At 43.0% G+C, this 16,399-nt stretch carries 19 protein-coding genes; 10 read left to right on the top strand and 9 right to left on the bottom strand.

Annotation, left to right across the window (positions count from 1 at the left end; all coding sequences use genetic code 11):
* Positions 1-55: 55 nt before the first annotated feature.
* The gene (locus tag N7974_RS04485; RefSeq protein WP_262964451.1) at positions 56-802 is read right to left on the bottom strand and encodes a HesA/MoeB/ThiF family protein; all 747 of its coding nucleotides are present in this window, start codon (positions 800-802) and stop codon (positions 56-58) included.
* A 138-nt stretch (positions 803-940) separates the two neighbouring features.
* Here N7974_RS04485 and N7974_RS04480 point away from each other — a divergent pair, with 138 nt between their 5' ends.
* From N7974_RS04480 to N7974_RS04470, 3 genes are all read left to right on the top strand, one after another.
* A complete protein-coding gene (locus N7974_RS04480) occupies positions 941-1,228 on the top strand; it encodes a co-chaperone GroES (RefSeq protein WP_262964450.1) in 288 nt (95 codons plus the stop codon).
* Between the two features lie 50 nt (positions 1,229-1,278).
* A complete protein-coding gene (gene groL / locus N7974_RS04475) occupies positions 1,279-2,928 on the top strand; it encodes a chaperonin GroEL (protein WP_262964449.1) in 1,650 nt (549 codons plus the stop codon).
* Positions 2,929-3,129: 201 nt separating this feature from the next.
* Positions 3,130-3,726 carry a glutathione S-transferase gene (locus tag N7974_RS04470; RefSeq protein WP_262964448.1) on the top strand — a complete coding sequence of 199 codons (597 nt, stop codon included), beginning with the start codon at positions 3,130-3,132 and terminating at the stop codon, positions 3,724-3,726.
* Between the two features lie 66 nt (positions 3,727-3,792).
* On the opposite strand, the gene N7974_RS04465 is transcribed toward N7974_RS04470, so the two are convergent.
* Positions 3,793-4,638, bottom strand: coding sequence for an outer membrane protein assembly factor BamD (locus tag N7974_RS04465; RefSeq protein ID WP_262964447.1), 846 nt, complete (start codon positions 4,636-4,638; stop codon positions 3,793-3,795).
* A gap of 116 nt (positions 4,639-4,754) precedes the next feature.
* On the opposite strand from N7974_RS04465, the gene rluD reads away from it, so the two are divergent.
* From rluD to N7974_RS04450, 3 genes are read left to right on the top strand one after another with little or no spacing between them, the layout of a single operon-like run.
* The gene (rluD, locus tag N7974_RS04460; RefSeq protein WP_243219849.1) at positions 4,755-5,699 is read left to right on the top strand and encodes a 23S rRNA pseudouridine(1911/1915/1917) synthase RluD; all 945 of its coding nucleotides are present in this window, start codon (positions 4,755-4,757) and stop codon (positions 5,697-5,699) included.
* Positions 5,686-6,507: a polyphenol oxidase family protein gene (locus N7974_RS04455; protein WP_262964446.1), complete on the top strand. Its 822-nt coding sequence runs from the start codon at positions 5,686-5,688 to the stop codon at positions 6,505-6,507. The genes rluD and N7974_RS04455 overlap by 14 nt, the downstream gene beginning before the upstream one ends.
* Positions 6,508-6,511: 4 nt before the next feature.
* Positions 6,512-7,342, top strand: a complete 831-nt coding sequence (locus N7974_RS04450; protein ID WP_262964445.1) for a ZIP family metal transporter — start codon at positions 6,512-6,514, stop codon at positions 7,340-7,342.
* Between the two features lie 34 nt (positions 7,343-7,376).
* Here N7974_RS04450 and N7974_RS04445 read toward each other — a convergent pair whose 3' ends face one another.
* Positions 7,377-9,011 carry an alpha-D-glucose phosphate-specific phosphoglucomutase gene (locus N7974_RS04445; protein ID WP_262964444.1) on the bottom strand — a complete coding sequence of 545 codons (1,635 nt, stop codon included), beginning with the start codon at positions 9,009-9,011 and terminating at the stop codon, positions 7,377-7,379.
* A gap of 73 nt (positions 9,012-9,084) precedes the next feature.
* Here N7974_RS04445 and N7974_RS04440 point away from each other — a divergent pair, with 73 nt between their 5' ends.
* Together N7974_RS04440 and N7974_RS04435 are read left to right on the top strand one after the other, a co-directional pair.
* Positions 9,085-9,627 (top strand): L,D-transpeptidase family protein, encoded by a 543-nt coding sequence (locus N7974_RS04440; protein WP_262964443.1) that lies wholly within the window; start codon positions 9,085-9,087, stop codon positions 9,625-9,627.
* Between the two features lie 85 nt (positions 9,628-9,712).
* The gene (locus tag N7974_RS04435) at positions 9,713-9,991 is read left to right on the top strand and encodes an Lpp/OprI family alanine-zipper lipoprotein (RefSeq protein WP_243219839.1); all 279 of its coding nucleotides are present in this window, start codon (positions 9,713-9,715) and stop codon (positions 9,989-9,991) included.
* Positions 9,992-10,046: 55 nt separating this feature from the next.
* Here the strand turns inward: N7974_RS04435 and rdgC are convergent, their stop codons facing one another.
* On the bottom strand, positions 10,047-10,955 hold the full coding sequence (rdgC, locus tag N7974_RS04430) for a recombination-associated protein RdgC (protein WP_262964442.1): 909 nt from the start codon (positions 10,953-10,955) through the stop codon (positions 10,047-10,049).
* Positions 10,956-11,044: 89 nt separating this feature from the next.
* Between rdgC and N7974_RS04425 the strand changes: the two genes are divergently transcribed.
* Together N7974_RS04425 and yjgA are read left to right on the top strand one after the other, a co-directional pair.
* On the top strand, positions 11,045-11,560 hold the full coding sequence (locus N7974_RS04425) for a DNA-deoxyinosine glycosylase (protein ID WP_262964441.1): 516 nt from the start codon (positions 11,045-11,047) through the stop codon (positions 11,558-11,560).
* A gap of 207 nt (positions 11,561-11,767) precedes the next feature.
* Positions 11,768-12,454, top strand: a complete 687-nt coding sequence (yjgA, locus tag N7974_RS04420) for a ribosome biogenesis factor YjgA (RefSeq protein ID WP_262964440.1) — start codon at positions 11,768-11,770, stop codon at positions 12,452-12,454.
* Positions 12,455-12,528: 74 nt separating this feature from the next.
* On the opposite strand, the gene N7974_RS04415 is transcribed toward yjgA, so the two are convergent.
* The 5 genes from N7974_RS04415 to dapF form a co-directional block, all read right to left on the bottom strand.
* Positions 12,529-12,828 (bottom strand): DUF4389 domain-containing protein, encoded by a 300-nt coding sequence (locus N7974_RS04415; protein WP_262964491.1) that lies wholly within the window; start codon positions 12,826-12,828, stop codon positions 12,529-12,531.
* A gap of 8 nt (positions 12,829-12,836) precedes the next feature.
* The gene (locus N7974_RS04410; RefSeq protein ID WP_262964439.1) at positions 12,837-13,859 is read right to left on the bottom strand and encodes a DUF2333 family protein; all 1,023 of its coding nucleotides are present in this window, start codon (positions 13,857-13,859) and stop codon (positions 12,837-12,839) included.
* Between the two features lie 111 nt (positions 13,860-13,970).
* Positions 13,971-14,879, bottom strand: coding sequence for a tyrosine recombinase XerC (xerC, locus tag N7974_RS04405; RefSeq protein WP_262964438.1), 909 nt, complete (start codon positions 14,877-14,879; stop codon positions 13,971-13,973).
* Entirely contained in the window at positions 14,869-15,564 is a 696-nt protein-coding gene (locus N7974_RS04400) for a DUF484 family protein (RefSeq protein ID WP_262964437.1), read from the bottom strand. The genes xerC and N7974_RS04400 overlap by 11 nt, the downstream gene beginning before the upstream one ends.
* Positions 15,561-16,388, bottom strand: coding sequence for a diaminopimelate epimerase (gene dapF / locus N7974_RS04395; RefSeq protein WP_317451581.1), 828 nt, complete (start codon positions 16,386-16,388; stop codon positions 15,561-15,563). The genes N7974_RS04400 and dapF overlap by 4 nt, the downstream gene beginning before the upstream one ends.
* Positions 16,389-16,399: the final 11 nt, after the last annotated feature.

Genomic DNA, 16,399 nt, shown 5'->3' with positions numbered 1-16,399 from the left:
GGTTCATCCAAAGCTATAAGTTTTTGTAAGTCAGGTTGGGTTACGCCAACTTGGCTTACAGTCTGCCACAAGTGGGGCAGTTGGAGTTTTTCTTTAGCTTTAAAGTGTTCCATTCCATTGTTAAGCCATCCAGAATTAATAACCTACCTGTTAATGTTTCGCCGATAGCGATAATTAATTTCATCGCTTCCAAGGCCTGAATGCTGCCAATTATCCCCGTGACAGGCGCTATAACACCATTGGTTGAGCAGTTTTGTAATTCTTCACCTTCACTACTATATAAACAGTTGTAACAAGGGCTGTTATTTTTACCCGGAGTAAATACCGAAACCTGACCTTCAAAGCGGATTGCTGCGCCTGAAACCAGCGGTGTTTGATAATTAACGCAGGCTTTGTTGATCGCAAATCGTGTCGAGAAATTATCGCTACAATCCAGTACCACATCCGCTGCTTTTACTTCCCTATCAAGTTGTTCTCCAGACAGTCTTTGTTTGACGGCTTTTACATTGACATCAGGATTTAATTTATTCAGTGTTTCACGGGTTGAAATTACTTTATCAGTCCCAATATCGAGTGTGTGATGAGCAATCTGTCTTTGTAAATTGGATAACTCCACCTCGTCGTCATCATAAATAGTAATGCTGCCGATCCCTGCTGCGGCAAGGTATATGGCGGCAGGCGATCCCAAGCCGCCGGCACCAATAATTAATACCTTGGCGGCAAGGAGTTTTTGTTGTCCCTCAATATCAACTTGGGGCAGCATTATTTGACGGCTATAGCGCAATAGTTGGTTGTCGTTCATAGGTCGTATTAAGTGTGTATGGTGATGAGAGATAATGCCAAAGAACTTGACAGGCTACAAAAGCTCATTATCATTAGCACTCAGTGCTAGCGAGTGCTAATAGCAGTTACCCTTTTATTTTAATGTTAGGAGATATAGATGAATATACGTCCGTTACACGATAGAGTTATAGTTAAACGCCTTGAAGAAGAAACGACATCTGCTGGTGGCATTGTATTGCCTGGTTCTGCTGCTGAAAAGCCAAGCCAGGGTATAGTATTAGCCGTAGGTAATGGTAAGCAACTGGACAATGGCACAGTACGTACGTTGGACGTTAAAGTTGGCGATAAAGTTTTGTTTGGCAAATACTCAGGTAACGAAGTTAAAGTTGACGGTGAAGACCTCATCGTTATGCGTGAAGAAGACATCATGGGTATTTTAGGTTAAACCTAAACCCTTTAATAATCATAATCACACACACAAGTTAGGAACAAAAAATGGCAGCAAAAGACGTATTATTTGGTGATGACGCACGTGTCCGTATGGCGCGTGGTGTTAACATTTTAGCAAACGCAGTAAAAGTAACTTTAGGCCCTAAAGGTCGTAATGCGATTCTGGACAAAAGCTTCGGCGCTCCAACCATTACTAAAGACGGTGTATCTGTTGCCAAAGAAATCGAATTAAAAGACAAATTCGAAAACATGGGCGCACAAATGGTTAAAGAAGTAGCTTCACATACTTCTGATGTCGCTGGTGATGGTACCACTACTGCAACGGTATTGGCACAATCTATTGTCAACGAAGGTTTGAAAGCGGTTGCCGCGGGTATGAACCCAATGGACTTGAAGCGCGGTATTGATTTGGCGGTAACTAAAGCGGTTGAAGCCATTGTTGCTGCTGCAACACCTTGTACTGACAACAAAGCTATTGCTCAAGTTGGTACAATTTCAGCCAACTCTGATGAGTCAGTTGGTAAAATCATTGCTGAAGCAATGGAAAAAGTCGGTAAAGAAGGCGTTATCACTGTTGAAGAAGGTTCAGGCCTTGATAACCAATTAGACGTCGTTGAAGGTATGCAGTTTGACCGTGGTTATTTGTCACCTTACTTTATCAACAAACAAGAAAATATGAGCGTCGAATTAGACGATCCATTGATTCTTATTTTTGAAAAGAAAATTTCCAATATCCGCGATATGTTGCCAATTCTGGAAGCGGTTGCCAAAGCCGGTCGTCCATTATTGATCGTTGCTGAAGATGTTGAAGGCGAAGCGTTGGCGACTCTGGTTGTTAATACTATTCGTGGTATCGTTAAGGTTGCGGCAGTTAAGGCACCTGGTTTCGGTGATCGTCGTAAAGCTATGTTGGAAGATATCGCTGTATTGACCGGTGCGGTAGTAATTTCTGAAGAAGTTGGTTTGAGCCTGGAAAAAGCGGAATTAGCGCAACTGGGTACAGCTAAAAAAGTACAAATTACTAAAGAAAACACCACTATCATTGATGGTGCAGGTTCTGAAGAGCAAATCAAAGGCCGTGTTGCACAAATTCGTGCACAAGCTGACGATGCAACTTCTGACTACGACAAAGAAAAGCTGCAAGAACGTTTGGCTAAATTAGCCGGCGGTGTTGCTGTAATCAAAGTTGGCGCTGCAACTGAAATTGAAATGAAAGAAAAGAAAGCACGCGTAGAAGATGCTCTGCATTCAACACGCGCAGCTGTTGAAGAAGGCGTAGTTGCTGGTGGTGGTACTGCGTTAGTTCGCGCATTGTCAGCATTGGTTGGTCTGGAAGGTATTAATCACGATCAAACTGTCGGTGTTAATATCTTGCGTCGTGCGATGGAAGAGCCTTTGCGTCAAATTGTTGCCAACGCAGGTGACGAGCCTTCAGTAGTATTTAACGAAGTGCAAAAAGGTACTGGTAACTACGGTTACAATGCAGCGACTGGCGAATACGGTGACATGATCGAAATGGGTATTCTTGATCCTGCCAAAGTAACACGTACTGCGCTGCAAAACGCAGCCTCTGTTGCCGGCTTAATGCTGACGACAGAAGTGATGATTGCTGATGCTCCTAGCGATGACAAAGGTCATGGCATGCCTGATATGGGCGGCATGGGCGGTATGGGTGGAATGGGCGGCATGATGTAATCATGCTGTCTTAAAGCTTTGTGCTTTAAGCTCTGCTTCACAAAAAAGCCCTGGTTGTTTTTAACAACTGGGGCTTTTTTATTAGTATCCTTGGTGAAGATTATTCAATTGATGTGCTTTCCTGGCTCAACATGCCAGATTACGTTAATTGAGGATGGTTAATATACCCAATTAAAATGTGTGCAAACCAAATAACTAAATATGATCAATAACCTCTCAATTTTATATAGCTTCAGGCGCTGCCCTTATGCAATCAGAGCCAGAATGGCTATTGCTTATGCTGGCGTTTCTGTAGAAATTCGGGAGGTGGAATTAAAAAACAAGCCCGAACACCTTCTGGTTATATCGCCTAAAGCTACCGTGCCGGTATTGCAGCTTATTAATGGTGCGGTGATTGAGGAAAGTCTGGATATTATGCACTGGGCATTAATGCAACATGATCCCGAGCATTGGCTGCACTTTAATATTGAGGCGAACAGACTTATCCAATGGAATGACGGGGAATTTAAACAGTATCTTGATCGTTATAAATATGCAGACCGGTATCCGGATTTCTCGCAGGTTTATTACCGGGAACAGGCTGAAGTGTTTTTAACTGAACTTGAAACCCGTTTAATGCATTCCATGTATCTGTGCGGTGATAATTTTTCGTTGGCCGATGCGGCTATTTTTCCGTTTATTCGTCAGTTTGCCAGTGTTGATAAGCCGTGGTTCAGGTTATCTGTTTTTAAAGCTTTAAATAACTGGCTACAAGCAATATTGGCAACGGAGTTATTCGCTTTAGTGATGGCTAAATAAGAGTATTAAAAACCAAAATGAACAGCCCCGACTTAAGTGGGGCAGCTACATTTAGAAATATTGCCGCTACTTTTCCAAGCCAATAAAATCCCATATTTTATGAGAAATCGTTGCATTTTCGTGTTCCAGAACGGGTGGCCCATTGGGATAGTTTAATTCATAAACCCGAGTTACATCTTTGGCAAGATCCAGCATTTCAAGATTGGTATAAGCTTCTTGTAAGACCAGTAAGGCATAAGGAACTGCGGGTGTGCGCTCATAGTTTTTAATAACCGTAGATGCTCTGTCTGCGGCAGCTACATAAGCTCTACGTTTTAAGTAATAGCGTGCAACGTGGACTTCATACATGGCCAGATTATTTCTAAGTGAAATCATTCTGGATCGCGCATCAGGCACATATTTACTGCGGGGGAACAGGCGAATTAGTTCTTCAAAGTTTTTTAAGGCATCACGGGAAGTTCCTGTATCACGTTGTGATGTATCTGTTGGCAGGAATCGATCAATAAAGCCTATGCCTCGATTGTAATTAACCAGGCCTTTTAAATAATAAGCATAATCTACACCGGGACTTCGAGGATTCATTTTAATGAAGCGATCAGCGGCAGCAATTGCCGAGTCGGGATCATTATTTTTAAAATAAGCGTAAGCAATATCCAGTTCTGTTTGAGCGGAGTCTTCACCAAAAGGATAACGGGATCCAAGTGCTTCGTAGAGCTTGATCGCTTTTTCATAACTGCCTGCATCTACGGCTAATTTAGCCTCCGAGCGAAATTTTTGGGCTGTCCAGTCGACATATTCATTCTCATCTGATGAGCTTGAGTCACTGGAAAAGAGTTCTTTCAGTGTTCCGCAACCTTGAAGAGATAGGGTTAAAAAAAAAATAAATGAAAATTTAATTAAAATTAATCGCATAGTACTAACGACACGTTGTAATATTAGAGGTTTTCTCGCAGCATGAACGGCGATACTTTAATGGCTAGGTATCCTGCGAGTATAACTTAACAATGGGTTATTCAGAAGAACTTGTTATGACAAGATTAACAGCAGAAGTACCTTACGAAATGGCAGGCATGCGTTTAGACCAAGCACTTGCCGAACTGTTTGCCGATTATTCGCGCAGTAAATTGCAAACTTGGGTTAAAGCCGGGCGAGTACAGGTTAACGGTTTAACACTAAAACCAAAAGACAAACTTGAGGGTGGCGAAGCGATAATGCTGGATGCCGAAGCGGAAGTGGTGATTACCTCCGAAGCGGAACCTATTCCGTTGGATATTGTTTTTGAGGATGACAGTCTTTTAATTGTTAACAAGCCGGCAGGCCTTGTGGTGCATCCCGCAGTGGGAAATTGGCATGGCACGTTGTTAAATGCCTTGCTAAACCATAATTCAACACTGGAGACATTGCCAAGAGCCGGTATTGTGCACAGGATTGATAAGGAAACCAGTGGCTTGCTGATGATTGCCAAAACTTTGCAAGCTCATAACAGCTTGACGCAACAGCTTCAGGACAGGGCAATTACCCGGGAATACTTGGCGATTACGCGGGGACGTATGACGGCAGGAGGAACAGTGGATGAGCCTATTGCCAGGCACCCTACGGACCGTAAACGTTATGCAGTTAAAGAGTCTGGTAAATTTGCGGTCACCCATTATCGTGTTGAGAAGCGCTTTACCCGGCATACTCTGGTTCAGGTTAAGCTGGAAACAGGGCGTACTCATCAAATACGTGTACATATGGCACATATTCGTTATCCGCTCTTGGGTGATCAGGTTTATGGTGGGCGTTTTCAAATGCCGGCTGATTGTAGTGAGCAACTGGAAAAAGAATTGCGCAGCTTTAAGCGTCAGGCATTGCATGCGGCAAAATTGGGTTTACAGCATCCGGTAACGGATGAATACTGTGAATGGACGCAGCCTTTACCTGACGATATGACGCGTTTATTGGCAGCTTTAGCCGATAATGACCGGGATTAAACATTGGCTGGTTCCTGACTGGCCGGCACCCGCTAATATTCATGCAGCAACCACGTTGCGTACAGGCGGTGTAAGCCAAGGTATTTTCTCCAGTCTTAATCCGGCGAGTCATGTTAATGATAATAATGATCTGGTTAAAAAGAACAGGCAGATTATTACAGAAATTCTGGACTTACCGGCTGAACCGGTATGGTTGGAGCAAATACATAGTAATCGTGCCGTTAAGGCCGTAAAAACGACTTCATTGCAACAAGCTGATGCCAGTTATACAAATGAGTCAGGCGTGGTTTGTGCGGTGCTGACTGCGGATTGTTTGCCGTTACTGGTTTGCTCCAGCGATGGTGCGCAAGTAGCAGCAATTCATGCCGGTTGGCGTGGTTTGTTGGCAGGTGTAATCGGTAACACGATCGATGCCATGCAAAGTCCTCTCAATCCCTCTCTTTCAAGCGGGGAAACCAGCCAGTTCGGCAATAGCGGTCTCAATCCTCCACTTTGTAAAAAGGGGGATAGGAGGGATTTACTGGTATGGTTAGGGCCGGCAATCGGGCCTGACTGTTTTGAAGTCGGCTTTGAAGTGCGAGATGCTTTTCTGCAAAAATCAGCAGGATTCAACGATGCATTTAAACGGCAAAGTAACAATAAGTGGTTGGCCGATATTTACCAGTTAGCCCGGATTGAACTGGCAGCGCTGGGCGTAGTTAACGTTTACGGCGGCACACACTGTACTGTTACCGAGCATGAGCGTTTTTATTCTTATCGCAGGGAGTCACAAACAGGACGCATGGCGACATTAATATGGAGAGAATAACGCAGTGAATTTATTGGTATTAATTATTATCTTTACCGCTGTCGGTGGCGTATTAAGCGTTATGGCCGCAGCTGTTTTTTTACTGTTGCGTGATCATCACCGGAGTGCAATATTACCGCACGGAATTAGTTTTGCCATTGGTGCATTATTAGCGGTTGCTTTTTGGGGGTTGATTCCCGAGGCTTTTGAAAAGGTTAAACCTGAGCAATTTCAATCATTATCGGCAACGATTTTAGCCGGTATTCTTGGTTTTTTTGTACTGGAAAAATTGTTGATTTGGCGGCATTGTCATTATGGTCGTTGCGAAGCTCATGGTGATGATACGCAGAGTGATAATCATGCACATAGTCACGGACATAGTCACGGCGGTGCCAAGTCTGCGGGCGCGTTGATTATTGTGGGCGATAGCATTCATAACTTTGTTGATGGTGTTTTAATTGCGGCGGCATTTTTAACCGATGTGCAGTTAGGCATAGTGACCAGTTTAGCGGTGGCAGCGCACGAAATTCCTCAAGAAGTAGGTGACTTTGCCATCTTATTGGACAGTGGTTATTCTCGGGGTAAAGCACTTTTTTACAATGTGCTGGCCAGCTTGACTACTGTATTAGGCGGGGTGTTGGCTTACTTTAGCCTGGAAGATTTGCATGATAGCCTGCCATATTTCCTGGCATTAGCGGCTTCAAGCTTTATTTATATTGCTGTTGCTGATTTGATACCCTCGTTGCATACCAAAACTGACATGAAAACTTCATTGCAACAAATTGCCTTGATTGCTGCCGGTGTCTTTTTGATTTGTTCATTACACAATATCGCCCATCATATCGAAATGGCGTAGAGACGCGATTTATCGCGTCTCTACTCACTTAAGTTTAAGTCGTTACTGTAGGCTCTGTTCTGCCGGTTCGTTTTTTAATTTCACAAAACTGTTCGGCGAGCAGAATTAACTCGCCTAATGCCTCTTGCGCATCTTGATTGTGTCTGGTGGCATCCGCTTCAAACCGTTCGATATAGATTCTTAAAGTCGCACCCACTGTTCCTGTTCCGGATAAACGAAAAACAATCCGCGAACCGTTTTCAAAGCCGATGCGTATGCCTTGATTATTACTGATACTGCCGTCTATCGGATCTTCATAGCTGAATTCATCAGCATAGTTAACAACGTATTCGCCAAAACTTTGGCCAGGTAATGTTGCTAATTGACTGCGTAAATGTTCGAGAATGCTGTTAGCAATCGGGCTCTCGACAGCTTCATAGTCGTGACGGCAATAAATGTCTCTACCGAATTTTTGCCAGTGATCATGGACAATATCTATAACAGACTGGCGTTTAACAGCAATTAAATTTAGCCAGAAAAGCACTGCCCATAAACCATCCTTTTCACGCACATGATCAGAGCCGGTACCAAAGCTTTCTTCGCCGCATAGGGTTATTTTTCCGGCATCAAGTAAATTGCCGAAAAATTTCCAGCCAGTAGGCGTTTCGTAACAGGGTATGTTGTAGCTGGCTGCGACGCGGTCAACTGCCTGACTGGTAGGCATGGACCTTGCGACTCCGCTTAAGCCTTTGCAATAAGCCGGAATTAAATGCGCATTGGCCGCCATAATAGCCAGGCTGTCACTGGGTGTGACAAAAATATTGCTACCGGTGATCATGTTGCGGTCGCCATCACCATCAGATGCTGCGCCAAAGGTAGGGGCGTTAGCGCTGAACATACGCTCGGCAAGTTCATGTGCGTGCGCCAAATTAGGGTCAGGATGATGACCGCCAAAATCTTCCAGCGGTTCGGCATTAATCACCGATTCTGGCGAAGCTCCCAGCATGTCTATCAATATTCTTTTTGCATAAGGTCCGGTTATCGCGCTCATGGCGTCAAACAGCAATGTAATATAGCCAGAGCTAATGCTTTGTTTAAGCAAGTTAAAATCGAAAATGGATTGCATAAGTTCCGCATAATCAGCAACCGGATCAATAATGGTGACTTTAAGCTCGTCTATTTGCTGAGAGCCTATGCTATCGAGATCCACATCTTGGATGTTAGCCGTTTTATAACTGTCGATGGTTTGGCTACGCTGATAGAATGCGTTAGTGTCTTTTTCCGGAGCAGGTCCGCCATTACCAACATTATACTTGATGCCAAAATCTTCATCCGGGCCTCCGGGGTTATGGCTGGCAGAAAGAATAAGTCCTCCAAAGGCATTATATTTTCTGATGAGATGTGACGCGGCCGGTGTAGACAGTAATCCTCCCTGGCCAATAATCAATTCACCAAAACCATTGGCGGCTGCAATTTTAATGATGATTTGAATAGCCACTCTGTTAAAATAGCGGCCATCGCCACCTAATATCAATGTTTTTCCGTTGAAGTCTTCCAATGAGTCGAAAATTGATTGAACAAAATTTTCCAGATACCTGGGTTGCTGAAATACTTTAACTTTTTTTCGGAGTCCTGATGTGCCTGGATTCTGATCGTTGTAAGGTTGTGTTGCGATAGTTTCTATTTGCATGTTGTCTCCTTAATGCGATAATTAATGTGGTTTATAAAGTACACCAAAATCCTTTTTTAATGTAAATTTTAATATGTTGCGAACTTATTTATTACTGTGTTGTAGTTTAGTTTCTTTTACTGCTTATGCAGATCCCAATGTGTGGCTTTTAATCGATACCACCGCGCGAAAAATTGAGGTAAAAAAAGGTGAGCAAACACTTGAAATATTGAGTGAAATTGCTATTGGTCGTGGCGGTGCCGGATTAAAAGGTCATCGAGGCGATAACGTGACGCCTTTTGGAAGTTATAGAATAGGCTGGGTTGGTGAAAAAAGTAGCTTTCGCCGGTTTTTTGGGTTAAATTACCCTTCCGCAGAAGACGCGGAAAAAGCCTTAGGAAAGGGTGTTATTGATCGATTAACTTATGAACGAATAATTACTGCTCATCAATTTCATCAAATACCACCACAAAACACGCCGTTAGGTGGACAAATCGGTATTCATGGTCTTGGGCGTGCAGATGCAAGAATTCATAAAGCGTTTGATTGGACTCATGGTTGTATTGCCTTGACTAACACTCAGATTGATCATTTAAGTCAATTGATCGACACCGGAACAGTGGTTAAGATAAAATAAAGCTGGAAAATATAGCTAACAATGCTAGAATCCCGCCAGCTATAATGTTTTTTTGTAGTAATAACTTTAAACTGAGGAAAATAATATGAAAAAAGTAATGAAATTATCAATGATCGCAATGGTTGCAAGTTTGGTTGTTGGTTGTGCGACTAATTCAGATATTGAAGGTCTGCAATCACAAATTGACGGCTTGAAAACTTCTGTAGCTCAAGCATCATCTGATGCACAAAGCGCACAAAGCGCAGCTGCTGACGCATCTGCAAAAGCATCTGCTGCAGAATCTGCTGCTAACCGTGCTGCTCAGTATGCTCAAGACACTAACAGCAAATTGGACAACTTGTTCAAAAAATCAATGATGAAATAAATCATTATTGCTTTAGAGCAGAAAAAAGCCCGGCGGTTTTCCGCCGGGCTTTTTTTTATGCCTTATTTTCTCCGCCAAACAACTCTATCAAGCGTGGCAGGAAGTTTGCCAGTTCCGCTGACATAATTGAAAAGTCGACATCAAACTGTGCCGCTTCATCTTCGGTTTCAATATCAGCGACTTGATCCTGAATTAAATCAAGAAAGCGGAGGCGTTTAACGGACAGATTTTCATCAATAATGAATGAAAGGCGTTCTGCCCAGCTAACGGCCAGCTTAATAACTACTTTGCCGGTATCCAGGTGAGTTTTAATCTCGGGAAGCGATAAATCGTGGCGCTTACAGCGAATAATGCCGCCAGCCTCTTCTGGTGCACGCAATTCACATTCATCTTCGATGGTGATATCGTCGGGTGCTTCATTATTAAGCAGCCATTGAGTCATGGTGGTGCTTGGTTTTTCGATGGTATTAAGAGGCATGGCAGGTAATGAGCCTAAAGATTTACGTAATAAACTGAGTAAATCCTCGGCACTTTTTGCGGAGGCCGCATCGACAATTAACCAGCCGCCTTTAGGGTCAATATAAGCATATATTTTTCGTGAAAAAGTAAATGCCTTGGGTAATAAATCAAAGATCAGTTCATCTTTGATTTCAGTTCGCTCTTTTTTGGATAATTTGCGTGCTTGTTGCTCTTCTTGTTCAAGAATTTTTTCCTGAACCAGTTCATTAACGACAGCGGCTGGCAGGACTCTTTCTTCCTTTTTTACACACAGCATCATAAAGCCGTTGGCATTATGTACCAGTTGTTGTGCTGTTTTGCCTAAGGGCGGTGTCCAGCCAAAAGTAAACTCCTCATGAAGACCGCAGGAACGAAAAGACAGTGGTTCAAGTTTTTGTTCCAGCTCTTCTGGAGCCAAGGTGAAAGCTTCGGTAAGACGAAAAATGCTAAGATTTTTAAACCACATGGGTAAATGATATCCTGTAAAAATAATGATTGCGCATTATCTCAAATTTAAAGGTATAGAAATAAAGTAAATTTTATGAAAAATAAACTATGACAACTATAAGTGGTTTTTTTCCTATCGTTTCAGGTAATGCCAAGGTATTGATATTAGGCAGCATGCCTGGTGAGGCCTCATTGCTCAGGCAACAGTATTACGGGCATGCCAGAAATGCTTTCTGGCCAATTATAAGTGCGTTGTTCGGTTTAGATCCCCTGCTTTGTTATCAAGGGCGTAAAGAGTTGCTAGTCGAAAACAGGATTGCGGTTTGGGATGTCTTGCAAAGCTGTAGCCGAAAGGGAAGTCTGGATGCCAACATAACGTTGGCAACCGTTATAACTAATGATTTTGCTGATTTTTTTACTGAATATAAAGCTATTGAGTGCGTCTTTTTTAACGGGAAAATGGCTGAAAAATTATACCGGAAGCAGATTGTTCCGGCTTTAAATCAGCGATTCTCTTACCTTGAATATCAGTGTCTGCCATCAACCAGTCCAGCTTATGCAGCATTAAGTCTTGAACAAAAGATAGAAGCATGGAAAGTGATTAAAAAGCATGTGGTAAAATAAATTTTATTTTTACTGAGTAACAATCAGGTAAGTATTTTTTACTTGGAAAAGTTTGTTGCTGGGCGCTATAGTATTGCCGATATATTCTGGATGCGCTCTGGAATTAAAGTGGCAATAAGAAAGCTGAAATGCAAAATCGACTTGGGTGATTTTAATGATGCCTTTGGGTTTTGTGGTGTTATTTTTTGGGTAATGGTTTGATATAAAATGCGTGAAGAACAAGAGCTAGAACAAGAATATGAGTATGAATACAACAGCAAGGGCGAAATAGTTTATTACGCTATTCGGCCCAATAAAACTCAAATAAAAAAGGAGTTGGCGGTACTTTTTGCATTAAGTGAAGAGCTATCCGAATTGTCGGCGGCTCAAGTGAAATATCTTGAGCTTCCTGACAATATCCATAAAGGAGTTATGGAGGTTTCTGGAATGCCGCACAAAGGTGCAAGAAAGCGGCTACTAAAATTTATTACCGGGCAGTTAAACAAGATAGATATAGATCCTATCTTGGAAAAATTGGCACGGATGAAAAACCAAAGTGCTCATGCAGTAAGAGAGCATCATATCGTTGAGCGCTGGCGCGACCGTTTGATTGCTGGAGGTAATAATGCCTTGACGGAATTTCTCAATGAACAGCCTGATGCGGATCGGCAGCAGTTAAGGCAGCTATTACGCAACATTCAAAAAGAAACTCAAGCAGGTACGCCGCCAAAATCTTCGCGATTATTATATCGATACTTGAAAGATGTCTTTAAAATTGAAGGTGAGCTTGAGCCTGAAGATTACGCAGCATTTGAAGAGAGCGCCGAGTTTGAAGATAATGCCGTCATTGAACATGACATCGAGTTTGATGATGATGCCGGATTTGACGATGAGGATGATTTAGAAAACGGTTAAACGGGTAGGACTAAAGGTGAAAATGGCAAAACCGTTGTTTTGTACCTTTCACCTTTAGCTGTTAACTTTAAGGCCTATTTTTCAGGCAGCTGAAGGTCTGCAGTCAGGTTCCAGGTAGAAAAAGGAAACGGCAGTATTTCTGTATTGAAAGTTAAAAACAATAGTATATGGTAAGTATAGATAGAAAGATTGCGCCCAAAACTTAGAACATTTTGATTGGCTTTTCCGGTCAGCAGAGTCGATGCGACCTGCAATATAATAACCGCCCACAGTATCATTCTGACTAATGCGCCGATAGCTGAAAAAACTACCATAAAGAAAATTCGTTTCCAGGTGTCAAGTTGTTTCAGGTTATAGTTGATTTGTTCGTCCATAGTATTCATTAACCTCGGTTCATGATGTCACGTAAATCAAGAGCGGCGGCATTTGCCCTCGCTATGTAATTTGCCATTGACAGGGAATAATTGGCAAAAAGACCGTAGCCACTACCATTTAAAATCATCGGGCTTAAAACCGGTGTTAAGGCGTTCTCCATTGCCTTAATCATAATATCAACAGTACGCATGGCCCGCTTATCCAGCAGAATGTCAGCAAAGTCATGTTTTATGGCTCTTAGAATATGTAATAAAGCCCAGCTTGCGCCGCGAGCCTCATAGAAAACATCGTCAATTTCCAGCCATGTTACGTTAGTTACTGGCGTTCCTTTTTCATCAGCAGCCTGTTTTTCAAGTTCAGTTAATCCTGGTCCATAGTTGCCGCCGGAACTGTTTGCGCTCAGGCGTGTAGATAGACCACCCAGGCGCTTTATCACAACCTCAGTGTACTGCCAAAGATTATCGGCTCTGGAATAAAATTGCGCTTTTTTTACCGGGCCACCGTATTTTTGCAGGCGCAACATATACTTATGCAGGGAATCAATGCCTTTTTGGTATTCAGCTTCCGTTGATGGCAAAGCCCACGAGTTATGCTCGTAATAAAAATAAGGTTCTGCTATGGCTAAATCAGGATCTTCGGCAGATTGTGACTGATCTCTGGCAAAGTGATTTCTTAAGGCGGTTGTGGCATCGCGTAACATTACCAGTGCACCATATTCCCAGTTGGAAATATTGTCGAGAAATACGCCGGGAGGTGCGACATCATTAGTAATGTAGCCACCGCTTTTATGTAGCAGTACTTCAGCAATATGAGCCAGTGTGTTGGTATAGGTATAGCCAACGGGCATTTCTGAAGTGTTGGTTTCTTTTGCTCTCTCAAGCGCTTCATCCTGTATATTAAACTGCCCGGGTTCGCTTCCCCACCAGGCGCCCAAAATAACGAGAACGACCACTACTGTGAGGGTAAGAACACCAAAGCCCCAGAGTATCCCTTTAGATTTTATATCGTCCAGTGTTTCACTTGCTGCCATTTGCGGTATCCTGTAAAGAGGGTATGTGTTTTGATAAAACAGATTGCTATTGTATAAAAAATAGCTGGCATGTTAGCAGGTTTTTAAATGTTTTGCTTGGGAAGCCAGTTGCTATTCAGATTTTTTTTTGGCTCTCGGATGTGCCTTATCATAAACATCTGCCAGATGTTGGAAGTCAAGATGGGTATATATCTGTGTCGTACTAATATTGCTGTGTCCAAGTAGTTCCTGAACGGCTCTTAAATCCTGGCTGGATTCGAGCAGATGGCTGGCAAACGAGTGTCTCAGCATATGCGGGTGGATATGTTCGGCAATGCCTTTTTTTTTGCACCATTGATCCAATCTTAACTCGATACTACGTTGGCCTAGTCGGGTTCCTCGTGTTGATATAAATAAAGCAGGCTCTGCTACAACAACGTTTTTTAAACGTTGTTCCAACCAGTTACTAATAGCAGTAACAGCTTTACTGCCTATAGGTAACAGTCTTGATTTGCCGCCTTTACCCAAGCGTACCATCAACGACTTATCAGCCAGATCAATATCCGTCAGGTTAAGCGCGGCAAGTTCGCCAAGCCGTAAACCTGAAGAATAGAATAATTCAAACATGGCCAGGTCACGGATTTCTAGCACCGAGTTTGTACCGGCCTCCAGTAAGCCGGTGATCTGATCGACATCCAGCGTCTTTGGCAGCTTTCTGGCTTGCTTGGGTGCTTTAACATATTGTGCCGGATTACTGTCGGCAAGGCCTCCTTTTAACAGAAAGTTATAAAAGCTGCGAATTGCTGATAATTCCCGTTGCAAGCTGGTACTACCAAGGCCTTGCCGATGACGACCGGCTATATGCGAGCGGATATCACTTTGCTTTAGATCAGTCCATTGAGGTATGGATTTGTCGGTGCAATAGTTGGTCAAGTGTTTAATATCTCGTTGATAACTTTTAACGGTATGTTCAGAGGCACGTTTCTCAACAGTCAGTTGCTCAAAAAAGTCAGTCAGCATTTGCTGTGCGTCAGCATGCATAAGGGCTTTGCCGTAATAATGAAATTAATCGGGTACCGATGATCTCGCTCATCTGGTTTAAAAACAGATTGCCCATACTGTATTGAAAGCGGTCTTCTTCACGGCTGCCTATCGCCAGAATGCCGTCAAGTTCAGTGAAATTCATCGGGATAATAGCGCAAGATTTTATTTCCAGTGCGGCATCGCCGAATAGTATTTTTGCCTGCCTCAGAGTTGGTCGGCCGCATATTGGTTGATTACTGGCGAGTACTTTAAGAAAGGGTTGCAGATCTTCGCTCCCAGGTTCAATAAATAAATGGGCAGCAGCTGATTCAGGGCACGATTTAATGATACGCACAGCGACAAAGTCGGTTAAAAAGTAGTCGGCCAGGACATTATCAAGATTCGCGATGGCTTGTTCCAGTGTTGATGTGTCGAGCAAAGCCAGCGTAAGTTTGTGCATGCGAATAAAAGAAGTATCGTTATCACGGGCTATTTCTATCAGTGCATTGAGTTGGCTTTCCATTTCATAATGTTTGCTTCTGAACAGTTCCAGCTGTTTTGAAATCAGGGAGATTGCCGTTCCGCTGGGATGAGGAACGCTCATTTTTTCAAGTAAGCTTAAGTGTTCATGGAAGAAGTCTGGATGATGTTGTAAATAATCTTCAATTTGAGAAGTGCTGAGCCCTGTTTTTTTTTCACTCATAGCTTAATGCTTCCATCAAAAACAGAAATAGCAGGTCCAGTCATCAACACTGGCTCATTACGACCTGACCAGCGTATGGTTAACTCTCCACCGGGTAGTTCAACGCAGACATCCTGATCCAGAAGGTTCTGCTCAATACCGATAACGACAGCGGCACAAGCACCGCTGCCGCAAGCCAAGGTTTCAGCTGCGCCTCGTTCATAAACACGGAGTTTAATATGCTTTCGGTTGATGATCTGCATAAAACCGATATTGGCACGTTCAGGAAAAATAGCATGGCTTTCCAAGGCTTGACCCAAGTCAGCTACGGGCGCATTTTTAACATCACTGACTTGAATAACCGCATGTGGATTACCCATGGAAATAGCACCAAAACTTGTCTCTGTTGCGTTAATACAGACGCTATAAGCAAAAGATTCTTGATCTACAAGGATAGGAACTTCAGACGGTTTATGTTTGGGAATGCCCATATTGACAGTTATCAGGTCATTATCATTAAAACGTAGCAGCAATTGACCTGAGTCGGTATCGACGCGTATTTCGTTTTTATCAGACAGTTTTTTATCGCGCACAAAACGCGCAAAGCAGCGTGCACCGTTACCACATTGCGCGACTTCACTACCATCTGCGTTAAAAATCCGGTACTTAAAGTCGGCATTATTACTGGCCGGTTTTTCGACCAGTAATAGCTGGTCAAAGCCAATGCCGAAATGTCGATCAGACAGGAGCCGGATTTGTTTGGGTGTTAAGGATATCTGTTGATTGATCGCGTCAATGACCACAAAATCGTTACCTAGACCGTGCATTTTAGTGAAGTTAATCATGTGTTGTCTTT

Source organism: Methylobacter psychrophilus (genome assembly GCF_025583945.1).
GTDB classification, from domain to species: Bacteria; Pseudomonadota; Gammaproteobacteria; order Methylococcales; family Methylomonadaceae; genus Methylobacter_C; species Methylobacter_C psychrophilus.
This window is presented reverse-complemented; position numbering and strand designations above follow the sequence as displayed.